This window comes from Paraburkholderia hiiakae, assembly GCF_904848665.1.
Lineage (GTDB): Bacteria > Pseudomonadota > Gammaproteobacteria > Burkholderiales > Burkholderiaceae > Paraburkholderia > Paraburkholderia hiiakae.
Genome location: NZ_CAJHCQ010000021.1, coordinates 57930 through 77305, shown reverse-complemented (window position 1 = coordinate 77305; position 19376 = coordinate 57930). Strand labels below are relative to the sequence as shown.

The following is a 19376-nucleotide window of genomic DNA, read 5'->3' as shown; positions in this document are numbered from 1 at the left end:
CTACAATATTTGCGTGTTTTGGGGATTGAACTTCTGTCAGAAACGCCGAAGAATCTTTAGTGGTTCATTCTGTGGCCTACCGTTCGTGTAAGCGCTAATCCCCCAACTCCGCCAGGCGCTTTCGAATGGCCGCGGCGGTCTTGAATGAAAAGTCAGTACGTTTCCCGTTCAGGATACCATCGTAGCCGTCCCCAAAATTTCGAGATAACCGATCCATCTTTACAAATGAAGTATCAGAAATATCGCCGACGTAACGATAAGCAAAGACCTTGTAGCGCGCAGCTTTCGTATCTTTATAATTCTCGTCCCATTTGACCAAAACGATGACATCGCGACTCTTTGTGTAAAACACAGTTTCGATCTCTGGGCGAGATTCTCCGTCAGAGTTGGAAGACAAGTAAGTATCGACTATGGCCTGCTCGTGGTCCGCACATTGCCAATTAAGGCTTAAATCGTACTTGTCAAAATCAGCGGGTTGGATGTTATATTTCACAACCCGCAATGTGCAGCCAGCCCGGATTTCGTTGGCTAGTAGCGCGTCCGGAGAAGCCCCTGCTGACCACGCATTAGCCGAGAATGACGCGACGAATATTATTGCAACAGAAATGAGTGATTTCATTTTTATTCGATGATTTTGCAAAAATTATTTAAAATCAATTCAATCTCCCTTTTATCTTCGTTGTTTAATCTTAGATTACTGTAGCTTTTTCTCAATGAAAGGCTGCAGATCCTCCTTCGCCCCAGTGGGTTTCCCGCTCTTTATCATGTTTGCCGCATTCTGGTCTTCCATGCGCATGAAGTACATGAAAGTGCTAGCGTATTTTTCACTTCGCTGAGCGCTCCGGCCAAAAGTAGCGTCTGGCTTTCGCCAGATTCAGTCAATATTGCGTCACCACGCGCTCCGGCGTACACATTAATTTCGGTTTCACACATTGCATACGTGACGTGAGCAAGCGAAAATTCGATAAAGATCGATTTTATAATCGCACTCATTTTTGGTGAGTAATAGCCAAAATCTATACCCAACCGGAAAATGTAGAGCAGTCTAACGGTATCGATAAATTACTTGCATATAGAGATATTTTCACACTTCACCCACTTCATAAGTGCCCCATCGCTTTTCGAAATATACTTGACAAAATACCAGAAACCGTCCACGTCATTAAATTCGAGGAGCTGAACTCTATCCCCCTTGACCAAATACATTTTAGTCCTAGAAGTATTTGATGGCTCGGAATACAACCATGCTCTGTCTGCCCTCACTGACGACGTAACTGGCCGACGTTGGGTGTAGTTATTTTGATTCGTGACCAGCAACTTCTCGTACAGTCGCCCGTTCTTGTATGCCGAGCGTGTTACTTGATCGCATCCGACGCATCCGTCGCTTAAAACAAGCTGGTATGCCCCATTCCTGAATTCGTAAACATCTTCGTATTGTTTCGAGTCGAGTTTGTACGAGCTAATCAAATGATTTCCATTAATTTTGTAGTTGCAGATATCCCTACCGTTTCCTACAAAGCGCAAGATGGAGAACACATGGATCGCTCGATTAAATATAAAAAATCTAGAACATTCGCCGGCACTTGTTGCTGCCACTTCTTGATTACCATTTTTATAGATATCGACGATGGATATATGCTCATAACCATCATCGATGGCTCTCTTCAGATCGCCTGTGGGGACAATATCTTCACAACCCGATTGTGTATTGCAAAATCGAACCGTACCCGAAGCATCGACGGAAAGCGTGTTCTCTTTTGCTCGGTCCGAAAATGCTTGAAGTGGCACGATGGCAGTCATGCATACGAGGCCATGGATCAACAGCCTAATCAAATTGGAGAAATTCACTTCAGGCCCCATACATTCTTGATTTTGTCAAACAACGCCTGGCGCTCCCCTAGTCCGTTGTGTCCGCCATTGACGGCGAGCGTGATCATGGCAACGTTGTTCTTCTCATGTTCAATGAGAACGTTGATATCACCTTTCGCATCGTACTTTTTCTGAATCCCTCCTTTGTGACGCCAGAACCAGCAAGAGGCATCAATTGCATTTTCCATATCGGACGCAACGAGATCGGGATTTGAAACAAAGTCAATTCCCCTGTACGCTGAATACATTTGGTATGTATTTTTCCACGTCAACTGGATCAGGCCTTTCCCCTTGTATTTGGGACCGTCGCCCATCGTAGTATTGCCGCTCTTGATGGCATCCGAGTGGACTCCCGGATTGTAGCCCTCGCCCGAAGCGAACTCGATGGTCGTTTCAAATCGCGCAGATTCATGAAAGCATTGAGATAGAAAGTGTGCTTTCTGGTAGCAATCCACAATACCGTACGCCTTCATCTTGCTGTTGAGCCGCGAAACAAACATCTCTTTGTCGTATTTGTAGATATTTGGGTATTTTTCAGGAAAATGAAGTTGAAAAGACGCCGTGCCGCCCTTTCCTGTGAACCAGTCCCCAGACTTACCCAGCACTTTTTCCAAGAAATCAACTGTGATTGCACAGCATTCAGAACCAGAGAAATTCCCGGCCAATGCGATTGGATGAATGTGATTCACCACTGGGCTAGAAGGAAACCTGTCCACCTTACCCTTAACGTTCTTCCACCACTGAAGATTTTTAATACGCTCTAGTTCACATTTCCAGTTCTCGGCCGCGTTGCGCATGAGCGGTGTAAGTGCTTCCCAGCGGCTCATGTCACCGCCCCATTCGCTCTCGTATTTCAGGATGACGTGCCCCAACTCACTTGCGAGCCAGGGACGTCCGAGCGCTTGCCGCAACTTGACCGCAGTCACAACTACGCTGCCGCCGTTGCCTTGCGGGTCCTTTGCGCCGCCCGACGACGGCAGGCGACTTATCGTCTGCTCGAGTTTTGACAGGAGTGCACTATTGCCTACTGCCTCGGTAGATGGAGCGAATGCTTTTTGTTCTTTCGGGTTCGCTGAGCCAGTGACCGAAAGATTACGCTTGAAGGCATCGGTGAGGTTGATCCCAGTTGCGTCCACAATTTCGAAGCCCGGCCAAGCCCACGGGCTCGCCCATTGTGTACCAGGATGTATCCCGCCTCCATCCGATTGCTTGCCACCACAGACCCAGCCTAATGCCGATTGTCCCGAGTCCGTCCCAACTTCGAGGCGCCACCAGGTCACCCCTTTGTCGTCTACTGCTACGTTTCCGTTCCCGAGCGCGTTGAGCTGCGCGCTTGGGTAGGTGACCAAGTCCGCGTTGACTGGTGAACTCGCCTGATTCAATTGCAGCGGGAATGATTTCCACGCCTGAAGGCCGTTGGGAGAATCGAGACGACTCAATCCGGAACGCGCGATCCAGACGGGACTCTGGTATTGCTGTGGATGACCTGATGGGCTATTGATCCATGGCTGGACCTGTATCCAAGGTCCGATCTTCGGGCTGGTAGTGGTTTGGGTGAGCTTCGCAAGCTGGACTCCAGAACCAAGGTTCAGGTCGGCGTCAGTCGGTTTTGCGACAAGCTTCGCACCCGCCTGGATAACGAAGATGGTCCTGTCACTGGCGGGTAATTGCGCAGCCCGTGTGCGACTTTTTTCGATAAATGACTTCAGCGATTCGTCGGCAAAGACCTCGACATGTAGCAATTGTTGGCTCGGGATAGGCGGCAGCGGCGTTGATGTTTCGTAATCGATGTATTCCCCAAGCTGGCCCAGCAATGTTCCAGCAGTCACGTGGATGGGTTGAGTCTTTGGCAGAATAGAGGCCGTGCCGACACCCGCCGTCGGTTCTTTTAGGGCCTGCTGATCGTGCAGATAAATCCAGCCCCAATCACCTTCTGACGTCAGCGGTGTCTTGCTCTGGAGGACGACATCGGGAACCGGTCCTTCGCCTGACTTAGCCGACGCATTGAGGCCATCCGGGGGCACCCACGGGGCCTGCGGTCCGTCTTCCCAGCCAAAGTAGTCCCCACTTTTGGGAGCAATCATCCCACCTGATGTAATCGCTTTGATATGGCCCCACTCATTTGACTTGCCACGCATCTCGCTGATTGTGACTTCACTGCCTTCGGGCAAAAAGCCGACCTGCTGTCCTTTGCTGTACTGATTCTTCTTGCCTGCCGTCGGCGCCGTGTAAACGAATGCACCGGGTGCGCCGCCCCCAATCTGCGTGTCTTTTGTCCCGATCCGAAACACGTCGACGCCAGGCCACCAGCCGGGCCGCACAAGCTTGCCGTCTGACAGATAGGTGCTCCAGTCTGCCATGTGCATGTAGAGGCTGAAGAATGTCAACGTCTCGTCGGCTGGCTGCGAACCCGTACTTCCCGGCGCGGGGGGCATCGTCATCGTGTGTCGGACCAGCACAAAACCCGTCGAATACCAAGCCCAATGACGCGTCTGCGTGTAGCGCAGGTGAGGATACGCATCGTCGATCTTGAACGCGACGATGTCACCGTCAGCAATGACTCGCACGCCCTTGGATTGATCCACGCGTGATGCAGAGGCTGCACCAAAATGAATGCCCCCATGCGGAAATCCGTTGACGCCGAGCGGAAAAAATCCGTCATTCATGGCGCCCAATGCACTATAGAAAATCTGCGGATCGGTGATTTCTTTGCCGTCCTTCGCTGGAAACGGATAGCGCCAATTTAACGACGATGCAGACGGAGTATTAGCCGGATTGTTTTGCGGCGCCGCCGGAGTGTTTTGTGGTGAGGCCATTTTGCAGATCGAATGAGTTTACCCAGAGAACTTCGAGCTATGTCCTATCAGGTCGGGGAGATTATTGGGCGCTGGCAGCTTCTCTGAAAGCTGCATCGACGCAGCGCCCTTCTTCTGGATCGTGATGATCTTGAAGAACAGATCTGCCGGGCCACCGAGCGTGACATTGCCGTCCTTGAGCTGGACGAATGCGCCACCGCATTCGAGGATAAGCTCGTTCTTGGCGCTTATGCGTACCGTGCCATTGACGCTCGTCATGGAAACATCCTGATCGGCGAACAGTGACATCGCATCGCTCTGCGCCTGGATCTCGACCGGACCTTTCGCAGCGAAGATCTTGATGCCAAGCTTCTGCGCGAACAGCGAGATGAGTTCACCCGCCGCAACCGTAAAGCGCTTGACCACGCTGAAATCAACATTCTTCCCGACAACAGCGTTGATGTCGCCCTGTGCCGAGAGCTGCATGCCTTGGCCCGCAATAATTCCCGCAGAGGCTGGTGTGCTCATGAGGACTCCCGGCTTCTTCAGGCCATCAAAGTTGTCCTTCATCTGCTGCTGGGCGCCGGTGTCCGCAGGCTCGGTCTTGGCGCTGGTTGCCGACGCTGCGAGTGCCTTGGCGGTGGCCAGCGCGCTTTCGAGCTGCGCGATGGTCTCCTGCATGTCGAGCTGCTTGCCGGTCGCAGCAGGGCGGTCGTACGCAGTGAGGTGCAGGCCTTTGCCCGCGCGGTTGACACCGTAGCCCGATGTCCGCAGTTCATAGCCCTCACCACGGTATTCGAGCTTGTTATTGACGAGGTAGCCGAGATTGAGCTGTGACTTGCCCGAGTGCTCGGTGCTCAGCTTGATGCCTTCCTGACCCGCCCAGTCTTCCATGCGCAGCTTGTTGTTCTTCTGCGTACGGATCATGTTGCGCGAGAGCCAGCGACGGTCGTTCGTCACCAGATCGCGCGCCTGGCTATGATGGTGAAATGCCGCGATTTCCGGCTTATCAGGGTCGCCATCCCGAAATGAAATGACCGCTTCGTCGTTGTCGAGCGCGACAAAGTGCATGCCGGTCTGCAGCGCGCCGGCGAAGGGCTTGGCCAGACGCAGTGGCACGCTCTCACCACCGTTGGGCCAGTTGCCGAAATCGGCGTCCAGACGCACGATGTAATAGCCGACCGAATTCAGGTAGCCATAGGTGTATTTATCCGGGCTGCACACACGCGCACTGAGTGTGCCAGCGATTTTCGGCCATGTCTCGGGCTTGAGTTCCAGGCGAAAGCGCCGGTCGGCGGGAATCGCCTTGTAGCGGTTGGTGTACGGCTTGTCGCGCCCACCGCTGTGCGTGATCTCTACGATCACCTGCCCCAGGGGCGCATCGGGCAGCACGATGTCGGTTTCGAGCACGCGCGCGCACTGCAGCTCCAGCACATTGCTTTCGCCTTCGTACACCACCTGACGCGCGAGCGCCGCTTCGTGCCTCAGTTCCGCCTCCGATTTAGCCCCAGCCTGGTCGAGGTGGTGTGTTCCGTAGATGTACGGCTGACCGTACGTCGTCGAGTCCTGCGGCGCCAGATTGGCGCTATCTCGAAATCTCTCCCACGCAGCCTCAGGGTTATAGTCGGCAACGGTAAAGCCCTGTGGCACCGTGAAGTTGTGAGTCTTGAGAGACGTGATCGCTTCCACACCAGCGGATTCAAGACCGGCCGCTTCGCGGTACGGCACGATGAGCCTGGGATCGTAGATATAGTGGTCGATGTCGTCTGCAAAGACGACCTGATCGCCGTACTCGGTCTCGACGACGTACGAGTAGATGCCTGACTTCTGCATCAGCATCTGGATGTAAGCAAAATCCGTCATCTGGTGCTGGAAGCGCCAGAGATGTTTGAAATACTGCTTCCTCAGCCGGAACGACATCTGGTGATCCTTGATGCCGTGACGACGCAGTATTACCGCGATAATATCGGGAGTCGACTGGTGCTGATAAACCTGTGTATTCTGGACGGCGGTGAGCCGTCCGAAATGGGACTTCAGGACTATCTCGTATTGCGAGAAGTCTTTCGAAGTCTTCAAATTTGAAATGCGGTCGACGAAACCCGAGAATTTCTTCGGGACGCCATCGTCCGGCACGATCGTGAAAGCAGCATCGAGGTTCAGGTAGTCGACGCGTGGAAGCTGCTGCGGGTGGGTCACGACAATGCGTACTTCGGTCGGGCCACCCATGATTTCCGTCGCCTTGAACTCCACGACCGAGAGCTCCTTCGCGCTTTCCGTTCCCGGAACATCCAGAAAATACGCCTGCCGCCCTGGTATCGCAGTCGCGTTCTTGATGAACGCTCTTGCCTTGTCAGCTTCGTCAAACAGGTTTGCCATCTTTGCCGACCCCTCACCTGATTAGCACTGCATCACAAACGTCATGCGCGGCGAATATAGTTGCGCTCGCAATTCGGTAAAAAACAATACGCGTATTCATTTCGCGGGTGAAGGGGCGCGGGCATTGAACTTGGAGTGTCCATTGTCTTCAATCAACTAATAACCATCGTTCACTTTTCATTGCGATTTTGAGATGGATGACGTGATACACATGCCGGGTTAATCGATGCCGGCACAGATCAAGACCTGAACAATGAGCGCAAGCTTCCAGAACAGCACGCAGCAAGACGTCACGGCTGCACCACCCGGTACACCTGAGTCGCAGGTGGGTCTGCGTGTGTGGGTGGATCCGCTATGCGTCGATCACGACCTCGCCGCGATCGACTGGATGCTTGGTCGGCAGATCGATGCCATCCTTCACCACCCTGTGTTCCAGACACTCGAATCCGCCTGGCGGGCACTACAGTTTCTAGTGGACCGCACAGACTTCCGCAGCAAAGTCGATGTGCGTATCGAGGTACTGGACATTTCGAAGGAAACGTTGCGGCAGGACTTCGAAGATGCGCCGGAACTGATCCAGAGCGGCCTGTACCAGCACACGTATATCCAGGAGTACGACACGCCCGGTGCTTGGCCCGTCTCGGCCGTCATCGCGAACTTTGAGTTCGACGCCAGCGCACCGGACATCGCCTTGCTGCGCAATCTCTCGAAGGTGGCTGCCGCGTCGCATATGCCGGTGATCGGTGCGGTTTCCCCGGCCTTCTTTGGCCGCACCTCCATGGAGGAAGTGGCAGCAATACGCGATCTGTCCGGTCACTTCGAGCGCGCGGCGTATCTCAAGTGGAAGGCATTTCGCGAGACAGAGGACGCGCGCTATGTCGGACTCACACTGCCCCGTTTCCTCGCGCGCCTGCCGTATGGGCCTGAGACCCGTCCTGTACGCGCCTTCAACTACACCGAAGATGTCCGAAGCGGCAGCCGCGATGCTTACCTGTGGGCCAACGCCGCCTTTGCCTTCGCGCTGAATCTGGTGAGGAGTTTCGTGCGTAACGGCTGGTGCCTGCAGATTCGCGGCCCACGGGCGGGCGGCCTGATTCGCGATCTCCCGTCGCAACTGTATGACCTCGATACGGGCCGCCTGGGCAAGATCGCGACCGATGCGCTGATCCCGGAAACCCGTGAACATGAATTTGCCGAACTCGGTCTCATCGCGCTTTCCTACACCAGCAATCACGATCACCCGTGCTTCTATTCCGCCCATTCAACACAGAAACCAGCCGTCTTCGATACACGTGAAGCCGCAGCCAACAGCCGCATCAATGCACGTCTGCCGTATATCTTCCTGGCGTCACGTATCGCGCACTACCTGAAGATGATCCAGCGTGAAAATATCGGCACGACTAAGGATCGCAGGTTGCTCGAACTGGAGTTGAACAACTGGATCAAGGGGCTTGTGACCGTCATGACGTCAGCGGGCGATGACCTGCAGGCTTCGCACCCACTGCGACAGGCCAAGGTCGAAGTAGAAGACATCGATGACAATCCGGGCTTTTTCCGCATCAAGCTCTTTATCGTCCCGCATTTTCAGATCGAAGGCATGGACGTGAGCCTTGCGCTCATGTCGCAGATGCCGAAGAAAAAAGTTGAACATCTCCTACTTCCCTGACCTGAAATCCGACCAACCTCAACGATGAAGATAACGAAACCCCTGTGGGCGCGCGGCATTTTCATGACGCCGCAGCATTTCCAGCAGCAGGCGCTCTGGGAGCAGTATGCCAATGATCAGAATGCACGCATGTCGAGTCCCGACGCGTGGGGCGTGATCGATGTCGCAATCGATACCAAGGCGCTCGGCATCGACCGGCTGCAGGTTGCGAGGCTGTCGGCGCGCCTGCGCGATGGCACGCTCATCGACAGTGAGACCGCTGACTGGCTACCGTCCGCGCGCAGTCTGGCGGACGTGCCGGCCGAAGTGGAGACAATCACGGTACTCGCCGGTGTGGCGCTTGTCGATCCGCAGGGCAGCAACTGCGTGGAACCCGGCGAGAGGTCGGCACGGCCGCGGCGTTCGACCCGCGAATTCGTCCATGCCGTCGATATCAACGGAGAGGGAAAGGAAGAGATCAGTGTCGAGCGACTGGTCGTCGCGCTGCTGTTCGATTTCGAAAAGGCGGATGACTACGTCACGTGCCCCGTTGTACGTCTCGTTCGCACGCCGCAGGGCCGTTTCGAGCACGATGAGTCGTTCGTGCCGCCGTGCCTGTTCCTGTCGGCCAGCGCGCGGCTCACGCAGCGCATGCGGCGCCTGTCCGAGATCCTCACGGCGAAGAGTGCGAGTCTTGCCGTGCGCCGCAAGGAGCGCTCGGACCAGATCGCCGATTTTGCGGTGTCCGATGTGGCGCTCTTCTGGCTGCTGAATTCGGTCAACAGCACGTGGCCGGAACTGGCGCGTCTCGCCCAAGCGCCCGACCAGCATCCTGAACGGCTCTATGCCGTGCTCGCGCGGCTCGCCGGTTCGCTGCTCACATTCTCGACGACGGAGACGCTGCAGGCTATTCCGGCGTATGACCATCGCGCGCCGGAGCCGGTGTTTGCGGAGCTCGAATCCCTGATCCGCATCCTGCTGGATGCCGTGATTCCGTCGCGGGTCGTCCCGATTGCGCTCGAGCGCCTGCGGACCTCGATGTGGCTCGGCCGCATCAACGACGACCGGCTTACCGAAGAAGTCGACTATTACCTGTCGGTGCGGGCAACCATGCCTGCCCACGCGCTTCTGGAGCAGTTGCCGGCGCTGTGCAAGATGGGTGCACCGGATGAGGTCGAACAGGTGGTCAATTCGGCGCTGGCCGGTATTGCACTGCGGCCGGTGTCGCGCCTGCCGGCCGCGATCCCGGTGCGCATCGAGAACCAGTATTTTGCGGTGGACAGTTCAGACCCGGCGTTCAAGCGGATGATCGCGGCGCGTGCCTGCCAGATTTACCTGCCTGCCTCGATTCCCGAAGCCGAGCTTGAACTCTACGCGGTGCTGCCGTCATGAAGATCGCCGCAGCACAATCCGTCTCGGAATTACTGCCCGTCGCCCTGCGCGATACCGCCCGCGCCGTTGTAACGCTCCGCAAGGGGAACCCGCCTTCGCTGCATGTGTTACGCGGAGAATGTGATGACCAAATCGTCCGTCTGCGCGAGGAGTTGCTACGGCGCGGACAGTCTCATGACGTGATCGATGACGCGCTCTATGCGCTGTGCGCCCTGCTCGATGAAGCGGCGCTCAAGGGACTGAGCGGTGAGGCACGCGATGCGTGGGAGCGCGAACCCCTTCAGGTGGGCGTGTTCGGCCGGAACGATGCGGGCGAGGAATTGCTGCGCCGGATTGGCCAGCGCTTGCGCGAACCCAGACCCGCTCTGCCACTGCTCGCAATCTTTGCCGCCGTTCTCAAGCTCGGGTTCACGGGGCGCTTTGCAGTGAACGAGGCCGATGCGCGCACGAAGCTCATCCGCGCCATTGACGGGCGCCTGGAGCGCGCCATGGGCGGTGCCACGCCAGACCGGTCAGGGCCGGTTGTGGTGAATCCGTCACGCGGGCGCAGGCGTCGTCTGTCGCCGCTCGCGTGGGTGGTCATTGCGTGCCTCGCCGCGGGATTCACCTGGTTCGCCATCGACCGGTGGCTACTCTCGTCGATCGCGAGCATGGGGCACTGATGCGTACTGGACCGGGACTCTTCGAGCGGATCACGGGGCATTTTGCCGACGGGGCTGTCGTGAAGGATTTCACGCCGGAGGAGCAGACTTTTTTTTCGGTGCGGGACAACATCGAGCGCATCCTGAACAGCCGGCGCGGATCGCTTGCGCACCTGCCGGACTTCGGACTCGATGACCTGTCGGAAATCTACCGACACCTGCCCTCATCGACGCACAAGCTGCGCAACGCGATCGAGTCGACATTGCTCAGATACGAGCCGCGTCTGAAGAGGGTCGAGATCGAGGTGCAGACACCGGAGCCCGGCATCATGGTGAGCTTCACGATGAAGTGCCATCTGCACAGGGAAGGGCTCGTGCGCTTCGATACGGTATTCACGCCGGATGGCAGAACACGCCTGAAGATGCTGCAGGCGGCGCTCGACCGGTATTGATTCGGTACTGAAATTTTTTCAACCCAGGAAGGAGACTGGCATGGGAACGATGCTGGCAGTCAAAGGTAACAGGACAACAACTGGAGGTGAGGTACTGGACGGCGACGAGGCGTTCTCGGACGAAAACGGCGGCCTTGCGAAGGACGGCGGAATGGCTTCCTGCGGGCGTTGCGGACACCCCGGCCCGATGCTGGGTACGGCAAAGAACTGGGGGCTGGCGGGAACGACGGCCGTGAAGGACAACGATATCGTTGCCTGCCAGTGTCCGCGTGGCGAAAATCGCGTGATCGCGCGCTCGGAGTACTACGACAGCGAGTAACGCCGACCTTAAGGCATGGTGTCGATCGGCATCATTTTGTCAATGCCGTCGTGCAAGGCTTGGTCGGTACGGGGCCCCCTCATCTTCCACACGGGCACGTTGGTGTAGTCGCCCATGGCGCACCACACGTGCCCTTTCTCGCACAGCCATTCGATTTTGCGGTGGGTGCCACGTTACACGGTCGACAGGCACTAGCCACCGCGTGACTTCGCAAGCTACTGCGTCTGTTCAATCGTGCAGTGCGTGCCTTCACGGCGCACGGATGGCACCACTGGCCCTTGCTCACCCGAAACCACGGCGCAAACCGCGTGTACCCGTTAGCGCATCGCCATTGCAGCGGCGTTTCGTTGTCGACTTAGGTTGACAAGCAGCGGCCGGCACGCGATGCCGCCGCCCGGTTGATATCGTCCTGCCGTGGATTAATGCGCCCGAAATAGCACGTCTGGCACCAGTCACCACAAAGGACAGCGTCCAGGGATGCATCCCACGTGTGACCGGCCTCGCAGCGCCAGTGCATCCTGTCACGGTTGTTCACATAGCGACGCGACAGACATCAGTCTCCTCGCTCAATGGCGATCGCGCGAGCCTTTGCCCCATGCACACGGCTTTCGTGAGCATCGGAAAGTATTGGTCAGCCGCACACATTAGCTGGAGCGGGAGCCGGTAGCTCTCGTAAGCGTTAGACGGACAGGTCCGCACCAAGCAAGCGCAACGTTCTTCCTACCGGCCAGGTACCGCGGCGAGCGCAAGCTGTACCCGCTTGCGGGTCTCGGTAGGAACGCGCGCCGACCACGCTGGACTGTAAGACATGGAGGCTCCTCTTGTCTGTTGCCAGGCCATTCGACGACCTCAGAGTGACAGCGACAGCATGCGTGCTGGGTCCAGCACTATCATTTCCCCCTGCAATTCGGCAATCCGGCGAACGAGTCCCGGTTTATCGGCATCCTTGCGATTGCTCGTGGCCTTGAGCGCCCGCACCAGCTGGAGTTTGACCTCAAACACGAGCGCGGGGTCCCAGCGCGCAAGTGGCAGGGATTTCGCAGCCCCATCCAACTCGAGCAGCAGCGCCGTGGCTGCATCGGCGTGTTCGGCATGGGCTGCGAGTCGCGCCATCACGAACCGCTGCAGGAAACGGTGTCGATCGCTCCTCATGCCAGGCAAACCTTCGAGCCACGCGAAAGCCGCTTCGATGCCGTCGCGGGCCGTGAGATCCCTTGCCTGCGCCTCGATCTCCGGCCAGTCACCCGCACCCCTTCCTCGCTGTCGGCCGAGACCGGCAGGGGTGCGACCGTGTCCCCCGCTTCGAAATCACGCACGACCGCGTGCCGCGCGATCCACTCGAGCGTCGTGTCGTCCGCGAACGGTGTGCCGTCGTTGAACGACAGGCGCTCGATGCCGGGCAGGCGCTCAAGGAAAAGTGCAAAATCCGCGCGCAGCAGCTCACGCCAGGAGTTGTATGGCGCGCCAGCGTGATCGAGCGCGACATGCTGGAAATACTGCAGGTCGAACCACAGGTGATTGACCCCTTCCATGAAGGCGCCTTCGACACGTTCGAGCAGTTCATTCCACTGCTTCTGCAGGACGAGCCGCTTCATCTGGGCACGCAGCTCCGGGCGGGGCGCGACAAGCCGCGTGTGCGAGGCGGCGTCCGCCGGCGGCACGTCATGCAGGGTGTCCCAGCGAACGCAACGCACGAGCCGCACCGACGGCAGGTAGCCCTGTTCCTGATCGCGCAGCCAGGTAGCCATCCCCCGCGCCTGCGCCAGCAGTTCGCGCGTCGAGGCGATCGCGCCGGAAGCTCCCCCTGCCGTCATGGGCGGTGTGGCGACCGGCGGCATGTCAGCGGCAAAGCCGGCGGGTTCTTCCCTGCGTTCAAACCGTGACACCAGCGGCTGAAGATTCGGGCGCGCGGCTTCGGGCCACGCGTCCGTCTGGGTGACAAGCACATCCAGTGCCGCGAGTGAACGTTCAAGATCGGCCGGCGCGGGCTCGCCACGGCTCGCCAGTAGTTCCATCATGCGTGTGGTGGCCAGCATTTCCAGCGCGCCCTTCTTCGCTTCGGCACGCGCGGGCAGCACCGATTCCGCAAACCGCTCCACGAGCGCGGCGGCCAGCTCCAGCCCGTCCGCAAATCCGGCCGGCCCACCCTGCCTCAGGCGCGCTCCGGCATAGTAGCCGGCCACCCGGAGATCTTTGCCGGTTTCCTTCAGCAATTGTTCGCAGGAGCCCACTATCAAAGCGTCATCGATGCCGGAGAGCTTATTCGTCTCGTCCTTGAGCGCGAAGAATGCGTCTTCGTAGCCCGGATCGCGCCCAACGCCATTCTCACCGGGCAGTGGCTGCAGCCACGCACGCCAGGTATCCAGCCGCGAGCGCGTGAACTCGCCCGCGTCACGCGACGGAAACAGTGCTTTGAGCAGGCCGGGCATCTTCACGCGAACTCCTCCTTGCGGGATCAAAAGGCTGGAACGAAAAATAAACGCCGGAGCGGTACGCTGCCCCGGCGCGGTTCGCATGGACAGACGACCGGTCAGGTCTTGGCCTTCGGCATCTGCGACACGAGCGACAGTCCGATGTCCATGCCCTCCACCTGGAAGTGCGGGATGATGAAGAGCTTGATACGGAAGAACCCCGGGTTGTCCTCGATGTCCTCGACCGTCACCTTCGCCTCGCGCAACGGGTGCGAGGCCTGAAGCTCGTCACCCGGATCCTTCATTTCGGTGACGAGGCCCTTGATCCAGTTGTTCAGCTCCAGCTCGAGCACGCGGCGGTCCTTGGTCGTCCCGATGTTCTCGCGCTGGATCACCTTCAGATAGTGCGCGATGCGCGAGAGCAGGAAGATATAGGGCAGGCGTGCATTGATGCGGCTGTTAGCCGTGGCTTCCTTCGTCTCGTAGAGCGCGGGCTTTTGCGCGGAGCTGGCCGAGAAGAAACACGCGAAGTCGTGGTTCTTGTAGAACGAGAGCGGAATGAAGCCCAGGTTCGCGAACTCGAACTCGCGCGTCTCGGGAATCAGCACTTCAGTCGGGATCTTCGCCTGGGTGCCGGTGCCGAGGTCGTAAAGGTGGACGGGCAGGTCTTCGACCTTGCCGCCGGCCTGCGGACCGCGGATCTGGACACACCAGCCGTTATTCACAAAACTGCGGCTCATGTTGGCCGCAAACGCGAACGAGGCATTGACCCACAGGTACTTGTCGTGGTCCGGGCCCTTCACCGCTTCTTCATAGTTGAAGGCGCGCACCGGCACGGTGTCCCTGCCATACGGCAGGCGACCCAGAACGCGCGGCATCGTCAGACCCACGTAGCGAGCGTCGTCCGTGTCGCGGAAGCTTTTCCACTTGATGTACTCGGCGCGGTCGAAGTAGTTGCCGATGTCCTGGATCGCGGCCACTTCTTCCATCGACTTTTTGCCGAAGAACGCCGCACCCACCGAGCCGACAAACGGCATATGGGCGGCCGCCGCCACCTTCGAGATGTTGCGCAGCAGGGCGATGTCCATCGGCGAATTCTCGAACTCGAAGTCGCTGATCATCGAGCTGATCGGCTGGCCACCCGGCGTGTCGTATTCCTCTATGTACGTGTGGCGATACAGGCCACTCTGGATGAGTTCCGGCGTATCCTCGAAGTCGCGCTGCAGGGCTTCCTTCGACACGTCGAGCACCTCGACGCGCGCATTGCGACGGAAGTCCGTGCGTGAGACGAGCATCTTCAAACCACGCCAGCGCCCTTCGAGCGCCTGAAATTCCGTAGAGTGCATCACCGCATCGAGTTGACGGCTGATCTGGCGATCAAGCTGGCCAATATGGAAATCAAGCAGCGACTTGTCGAGGCGCTCGACCGGCTGGCTCGACTTCGCAATGAGTTCGAGAAATGCGCCCATGCCGCGCGCGATGCGCTCATCAGCCGAGGCTTCGGAAAGCGCCTCGCTGTCGCGGAAGGCCTCGATCGGGCGGGCCTCGGCGACGGGCTTGAGATTGATCTTGCTGCAAAGCGAGGCGTACACGCTGTCGGGTGCGTCGAGCACAACGGTCTCGGCTGCGCCATGGCGGGATTCGTTCTGTTTCATTGGAGTTCCTGTCTGCGTTTGAACTGCGACCTGATTGCGAAAGACGCTGAAGGCCGATTTCGGCCGTCGGCACTCAGGCATGCCCTTCCGGCAGGGTGGCTACTGTCGCCAGCTGGGCCAGTTCGCCGCGCAGCTTGTCGGACAGACGCTTGTCCTTCAGGATCTTCTCGAACTCGCGGCGGAACGTGACGTTGTCGAGCAGGTTCGATTTCAGGTCGCGCAGCAGGTTGCGCATGGCAAGCATCGCCTGGAGCTCAGGAATCTGGCGTGCAACCTGCTCTGGCTCGAAGTCCTTCATCGAACGGAACGAGAGGTTGACGGGCAGTTCCGAACCGTCGGCGGCCAGCGTGTTCTCCGCCGCGAACTTCAGGTCCGGCGCATAGTCGGCCAGCACCGAGTCGAAGTTGTTCTTGTCGATATTGACTTTCTTGCGCTCGGCCACTGGCGCCTGCTCACGGCCTGCACTAAAGTCACCGGCGACGAGCAGCTTGAGCGGCAGCTCGACCTTCTTCTGCGCCCCGCCCGTATGCAGGTCCAGCGTGATTGAAACGCGACTTTTCGGTATTTCTCTCTGAAAGCTGTCCATCAGTATTCCTAAGAAATAAATCTCACGTTTACCGCAGGAATCAACCGCAACGATGAAGAGATTCACGCACACGCACTGCGAATGCTTACTCTGACATCTCTCCAGAGCGTGGTTTTCATTCATGCGACCATTTTGCCAGGCAATCGACATTAAACAGGTTAACCGCCATTCCGTCAAAGGCTGTCGTGCTACGTAAAACAAGATAACCGTGAAATTATGTCAATTGATCCGGAATCTCATCTGACGCATGAATGAACGCATTTTTAATCTCTTGTCGCACATCAAATTCACAAAACGAACGCACCAAAGTCAATACGAAATCTTGATTCTTTCGCGTAAAAAATTACCCGTATTGATTGCAGACAATATTCCATTGAACTGAAATTTATGTAAAAAAATATCTATAAATTTAGATAATTTTAGAGTGACACTTTTCTGACTATTTACCCATGAGTTTGCCGGAAAAATCTGTACATATGATCGAATATAAATATATAGAATCTCCGCACAGCAGGAAAATAACCGAGACCACCCACTGTAGACGGGTATCGTCCCAGGCAAGCCCCTCGGACTGTCGCGCTGATTGTTGGCACACCCGACGAATGCGATGCCTATGCATCGTGACAGCCCGTTCTGCATCAAGAAGACCGCGCGCATGACCACATTGACCCCAGGGCGAGACAGAGACGCCCCTATGAATGCCGCTCCTGACACTGCCCTCCGGGCGGAGGTTGGTATGCGCGATCTGCTGCACGATACCGCGCTAGTCGTGACGACGCTGGCGTCGGGGGGAAGCGTTCCGAACGCTGGAAGGCTCCGTGAGCGTTGCAGGCAACTTGTTGAACAATTCACCGATGGACTCATACGACGGAACTATCCGGAGGTTGTCCGACGTGAAGCGCTGGTTGCCCAGTGCGGTCTGCTCGACGAAATGGCGCTGCGCCATTTGCCATGCGAAGCCCGCACTGCATGGGAGCTGCGTCCGGTGCAGGTTGAATGGTTCTCCATTTACGACGCCGGCCGGCGTGTGATCGACTGCATTGAAGCGCATCTGCGCGAGCCCTCGCCGGACGTCGACCTGCTTGAGTGTTATGCGGCCATTCTCAGCATGGGATTCGTGGGCCGTTATGCGCGAGAAGGGCAAGAGAAGCGGGCTGCATTGATCGCGGCGCTAGATGCCCGACTTAAGTCGCTGCGTCCGTCAGCGGAAGAACCCTTCCAGACCGATACGACTGGCTCCGTGCGCGCCAGTGGACTGATCCGGCTGCTGCCGTGGGCCATCGTCGCGCTCGCGTGTCTTGTGGCGCTAGCTGCCTGGTTTGTGGGCCGCAGGACTATCGATACCCAGGCCGTGTACATTGCGCCAGCAAAGGTCGCGCGCTCATGAAATCCGATCTGTCAGTACTCGCCGCGCCCTCCATTTCGCCACAGGCCACGGGGCACACCGGGCTCGGCTATCCGTGGCGCCTGGTGGTCTTCTATGCCGTCGTGTTGACCCTTGCCGTGATCTGGCTCGTGGCGAAACCCGGTCTGGGTCTCGCATGGTTGCTCACCGGTGTGATCGCAATTGCAGGGGCCGCGCTGACGTTTTGGCGCACTCGTCTGATTGACGTTGCGCACGGGAACCGCGCTCATGTGCTAGCGGCGCTCGGCGCGGCGACGGCTGACATCCCGCTCAGGCTGCGTACCCGCATGCCGCTCGTGCTGGTCATGGGAGACGATCTGCCGGCGTTGTTCGACCGGCACGACGGGCCGCGTTTCGCACACGTGGGCGATGGCGCAATCTGGCTGCGCGTGGACCGCCCGCAGGACCTTGCGCGTATCGCAGTCGCGGTCAGGCAGTGGCGTGATGGGCGGGCACCGGACGGCGTCGTGCTAGCGGTGTCGCCGGGACGCTATACGGATGAGGACGTGCTTGCGCAGTCGCTGCGCGTGGCACGCCAGTCTGTTGCGGACACCGCGCGCATGCTGGGTTCACGCCCGCTTCCCGGATATGTTGCGGTCTACCAGCGGCTAGCCACCGAAGCCGTTTCCACCACCCTGAAAAATCTCGTCTTGGGGCAGGGTGCAACCGCGCCGACGGATTTACTCACCCCGCAGTGGTATGGCGTTTCGTCTGCCACCCGCATCGTGGATACGCGGCATTTCGGCTCGGTCATCCGCGCTGCGGAAATCGAGGCGTGGCGCGTAGCCGACAGCCGCACGCCAGCCATGCGCTCCGCCGCTCTGACGTCGATCATTGGCTGGACCCAACGGGTCGTGATTCACGCGCTGTCCGACCCGCGTCAACCCGCCGCTCCCTGGGCGCTGTACGGAGTCGGCTGGATTGACTGCGGTCCGGCGAGCGGGCCGGGGCGTCCGTGGGAAAACGACGTGCAGCGGCAAACGCAGGTGGCACGTGCGCCGATGGCGGGCTCGCCGATGCCGTGGCCCTTACCCCAACCACTGATCCGGGCAATGCCCCGGCGTTTCTGGATGTCGCCTCGCATGACCGCGCTCGCCCACGCACTGGCGTTGCTTGCCTGCGCGGCCGCCGTCGCCTTCGTCTTCTCGACGCGGCACAACCAGACGCTGCTGAATCGCATTGGCACCGATCTCGGCCGTTATTCGATGATTCCGGCCGAACACGATGCCGCAAAGCGTGACGCGTTGCAGGCCCTCGTCGCCGATCGCAACGAACTCGAGCGATACGCACGCACAGGCATACCGCTTCCTCTCTCATTCGGACTGTACCGCGGCGCCCAGTTCATTGCGCCGCTCAATGAGGCGATTGCATCGTATCAGCCGCCGCCCCCTCCGCCGCAGATCGTGACGCTGGATAGCATGTCGCTCTTCGACAGTGGCCGTGCCCAGCTCAAGGAAGGTTCGACCCGGGTCATGGTCAGTGCCCTCGAAATGATCAAGGCGCATCCCGGCAAGCGCATTCTTGTCGCGGGCCATACCGATAACGTAGGCGATCCAGACAGCAATCTGAAGCTGTCGACCGCGCGCGCCCAGGCCGTGCGCGACTGGCTCGTCGACGCGTCGGGCATTCCCGCCACGCAGTTCGCCATTCAGGGTTACGGCGATACGCGTCCCTTCGCGAATAACGGTACCGATGCCGGGCGGGCGAAAAACCGCCGCGTGGAGATCACGCTGGTGCCTGACGCCTCGCAGCAGGTGCCCCTGAAGGACGGCCAGGCCCGATAACGCGTTTTAGGTCCCCGGAGCTCCTGCTTCGGGATTGTGATGCCCG

Annotated in this window: 13 protein-coding genes and 1 pseudogene; 7 read left to right on the top strand and 7 right to left on the bottom strand. The window is 58.4% G+C overall.

Annotation, left to right across the window (positions count from 1 at the left end; translation table 11 throughout):
- Positions 1 to 94 precede the first annotated feature (94 nt).
- The 4 genes from JMY28_RS30740 to JMY28_RS30725 all read right to left on the bottom strand — a co-directional run bounded on the left by JMY28_RS30740 (position 95) and on the right by JMY28_RS30725 (position 7040).
- Positions 95 to 619: a hypothetical protein gene (locus JMY28_RS30740; protein WP_201699685.1), complete on the bottom strand. Its 525-nt coding sequence runs from the start codon at positions 617 to 619 to the stop codon at positions 95 to 97.
- Positions 620 to 1062: 443 nt separating this feature from the next.
- A complete protein-coding gene (locus JMY28_RS30735) occupies positions 1063 to 1800 on the bottom strand; it encodes a hypothetical protein (RefSeq protein ID WP_201699684.1) in 738 nt (245 codons plus the stop codon).
- Between the two features lie 44 nt (positions 1801 to 1844).
- Positions 1845 to 4685 (bottom strand): glycoside hydrolase family 19 protein, encoded by a 2841-nt coding sequence (locus JMY28_RS30730; protein ID WP_201699683.1) that lies wholly within the window; start codon positions 4683 to 4685, stop codon positions 1845 to 1847.
- Between the two features lie 18 nt (positions 4686 to 4703).
- Entirely contained in the window at positions 4704 to 7040 is a 2337-nt protein-coding gene (locus JMY28_RS30725; RefSeq protein ID WP_201699682.1) for a type VI secretion system Vgr family protein, read from the bottom strand.
- A gap of 253 nt (positions 7041 to 7293) precedes the next feature.
- On the opposite strand from JMY28_RS30725, the gene tssC (JMY28_RS30720) reads away from it, so the two are divergent.
- Genes tssC (JMY28_RS30720) through JMY28_RS30700 form a run of 5 tightly spaced genes read left to right on the top strand, consistent with a single transcriptional unit; the run spans position 7294 to position 11489 of the window.
- The gene (tssC, locus tag JMY28_RS30720; protein WP_201699681.1) at positions 7294 to 8706 is read left to right on the top strand and encodes a type VI secretion system contractile sheath large subunit; all 1413 of its coding nucleotides are present in this window, start codon (positions 7294 to 7296) and stop codon (positions 8704 to 8706) included.
- Positions 8707 to 8730: 24 nt separating this feature from the next.
- Positions 8731 to 10077: a type VI secretion system baseplate subunit TssK gene (tssK, locus tag JMY28_RS30715; RefSeq protein ID WP_201699680.1), complete on the top strand. Its 1347-nt coding sequence runs from the start codon at positions 8731 to 8733 to the stop codon at positions 10075 to 10077.
- Positions 10074 to 10739: a DotU/TssL family secretion system protein gene (locus JMY28_RS30710; RefSeq protein WP_201699679.1), complete on the top strand. Its 666-nt coding sequence runs from the start codon at positions 10074 to 10076 to the stop codon at positions 10737 to 10739. Before tssK ends, JMY28_RS30710 begins: the two co-directional genes overlap by 4 nt.
- On the top strand, positions 10739 to 11170 hold the full coding sequence (gene tssE / locus JMY28_RS30705; RefSeq protein ID WP_201699678.1) for a type VI secretion system baseplate subunit TssE: 432 nt from the start codon (positions 10739 to 10741) through the stop codon (positions 11168 to 11170). The genes JMY28_RS30710 and tssE overlap by 1 nt, the downstream gene beginning before the upstream one ends.
- Positions 11171 to 11210: 40 nt before the next feature.
- Positions 11211 to 11489, top strand: coding sequence for a PAAR domain-containing protein (locus JMY28_RS30700; RefSeq protein WP_201699677.1), 279 nt, complete (start codon positions 11211 to 11213; stop codon positions 11487 to 11489).
- An 849-nt stretch (positions 11490 to 12338) separates the two neighbouring features.
- Here JMY28_RS30700 and tssA read toward each other — a convergent pair.
- The 3 genes and pseudogenes from tssA to tssB form a co-directional block, all read right to left on the bottom strand.
- A pseudogene (tssA, locus tag JMY28_RS30695) lies at positions 12339 to 13918 on the bottom strand (type VI secretion system protein TssA).
- Between the two features lie 101 nt (positions 13919 to 14019).
- Positions 14020 to 15555, bottom strand: coding sequence for a type VI secretion system contractile sheath large subunit (tssC, locus tag JMY28_RS30690; protein ID WP_201699676.1), 1536 nt, complete (start codon positions 15553 to 15555; stop codon positions 14020 to 14022).
- A 73-nt stretch (positions 15556 to 15628) separates the two neighbouring features.
- Complete coding sequence (tssB, locus tag JMY28_RS30685) at positions 15629 to 16141, bottom strand: type VI secretion system contractile sheath small subunit (protein ID WP_201699740.1); 513 nt, start codon at positions 16139 to 16141, stop codon at positions 15629 to 15631.
- A gap of 736 nt (positions 16142 to 16877) precedes the next feature.
- On the opposite strand from tssB, the gene JMY28_RS30680 reads away from it, so the two are divergent.
- Both JMY28_RS30680 and JMY28_RS30675 read left to right on the top strand, forming a co-directional pair.
- Positions 16878 to 17528, top strand: coding sequence for a DotU family type IV/VI secretion system protein (locus JMY28_RS30680; protein WP_201699675.1), 651 nt, complete (start codon positions 16878 to 16880; stop codon positions 17526 to 17528).
- Positions 17525 to 19330, top strand: coding sequence for an OmpA family protein (locus JMY28_RS30675; protein WP_201699674.1), 1806 nt, complete (start codon positions 17525 to 17527; stop codon positions 19328 to 19330). Before JMY28_RS30680 ends, JMY28_RS30675 begins: the two co-directional genes overlap by 4 nt.
- The last annotated feature ends 46 nt before the right edge of the window (positions 19331 to 19376 follow it).

What these genes read in the sequence shown, in the direction of transcription:
- tssB (WP_201699740.1), bottom strand. Translation starts at nt 16,141, where the DNA reads ATGGACAGCTTTCAGAGAGAAATACCGAAAAGTCGCGTTTCAATCACG.
- JMY28_RS30675 (WP_201699674.1), top strand. Translation starts at nt 17,525, where the DNA reads ATGAAATCCGATCTGTCAGTACTCGCCGCGCCCTCCATTTCGCCACAG.
- tssE (WP_201699678.1), top strand. Translation starts at nt 10,739, where the DNA reads ATGCGTACTGGACCGGGACTCTTCGAGCGGATCACGGGGCATTTTGCC.
- JMY28_RS30740 (WP_201699685.1), bottom strand. Translation starts at nt 619, where the DNA reads ATGAAATCACTCATTTCTGTTGCAATAATATTCGTCGCGTCATTCTCG.
- JMY28_RS30725 (WP_201699682.1), bottom strand. Translation starts at nt 7,040, where the DNA reads ATGGCAAACCTGTTTGACGAAGCTGACAAGGCAAGAGCGTTCATCAAG.
- tssK (WP_201699680.1), top strand. Translation starts at nt 8,731, where the DNA reads ATGAAGATAACGAAACCCCTGTGGGCGCGCGGCATTTTCATGACGCCG.
- JMY28_RS30700 (WP_201699677.1), top strand. Translation starts at nt 11,211, where the DNA reads ATGGGAACGATGCTGGCAGTCAAAGGTAACAGGACAACAACTGGAGGT.
- tssC (WP_201699676.1), bottom strand. Translation starts at nt 15,555, where the DNA reads ATGAAACAGAACGAATCCCGCCATGGCGCAGCCGAGACCGTTGTGCTC.
- JMY28_RS30710 (WP_201699679.1), top strand. Translation starts at nt 10,074, where the DNA reads ATGAAGATCGCCGCAGCACAATCCGTCTCGGAATTACTGCCCGTCGCC.
- JMY28_RS30735 (WP_201699684.1), bottom strand. Translation starts at nt 1,800, where the DNA reads ATGACTGCCATCGTGCCACTTCAAGCATTTTCGGACCGAGCAAAAGAG.
- JMY28_RS30730 (WP_201699683.1), bottom strand. Translation starts at nt 4,685, where the DNA reads ATGGCCTCACCACAAAACACTCCGGCGGCGCCGCAAAACAATCCGGCT.
- tssC (WP_201699681.1), top strand. Translation starts at nt 7,294, where the DNA reads ATGAGCGCAAGCTTCCAGAACAGCACGCAGCAAGACGTCACGGCTGCA.
- JMY28_RS30680 (WP_201699675.1), top strand. Translation starts at nt 16,878, where the DNA reads ATGCGCGATCTGCTGCACGATACCGCGCTAGTCGTGACGACGCTGGCG.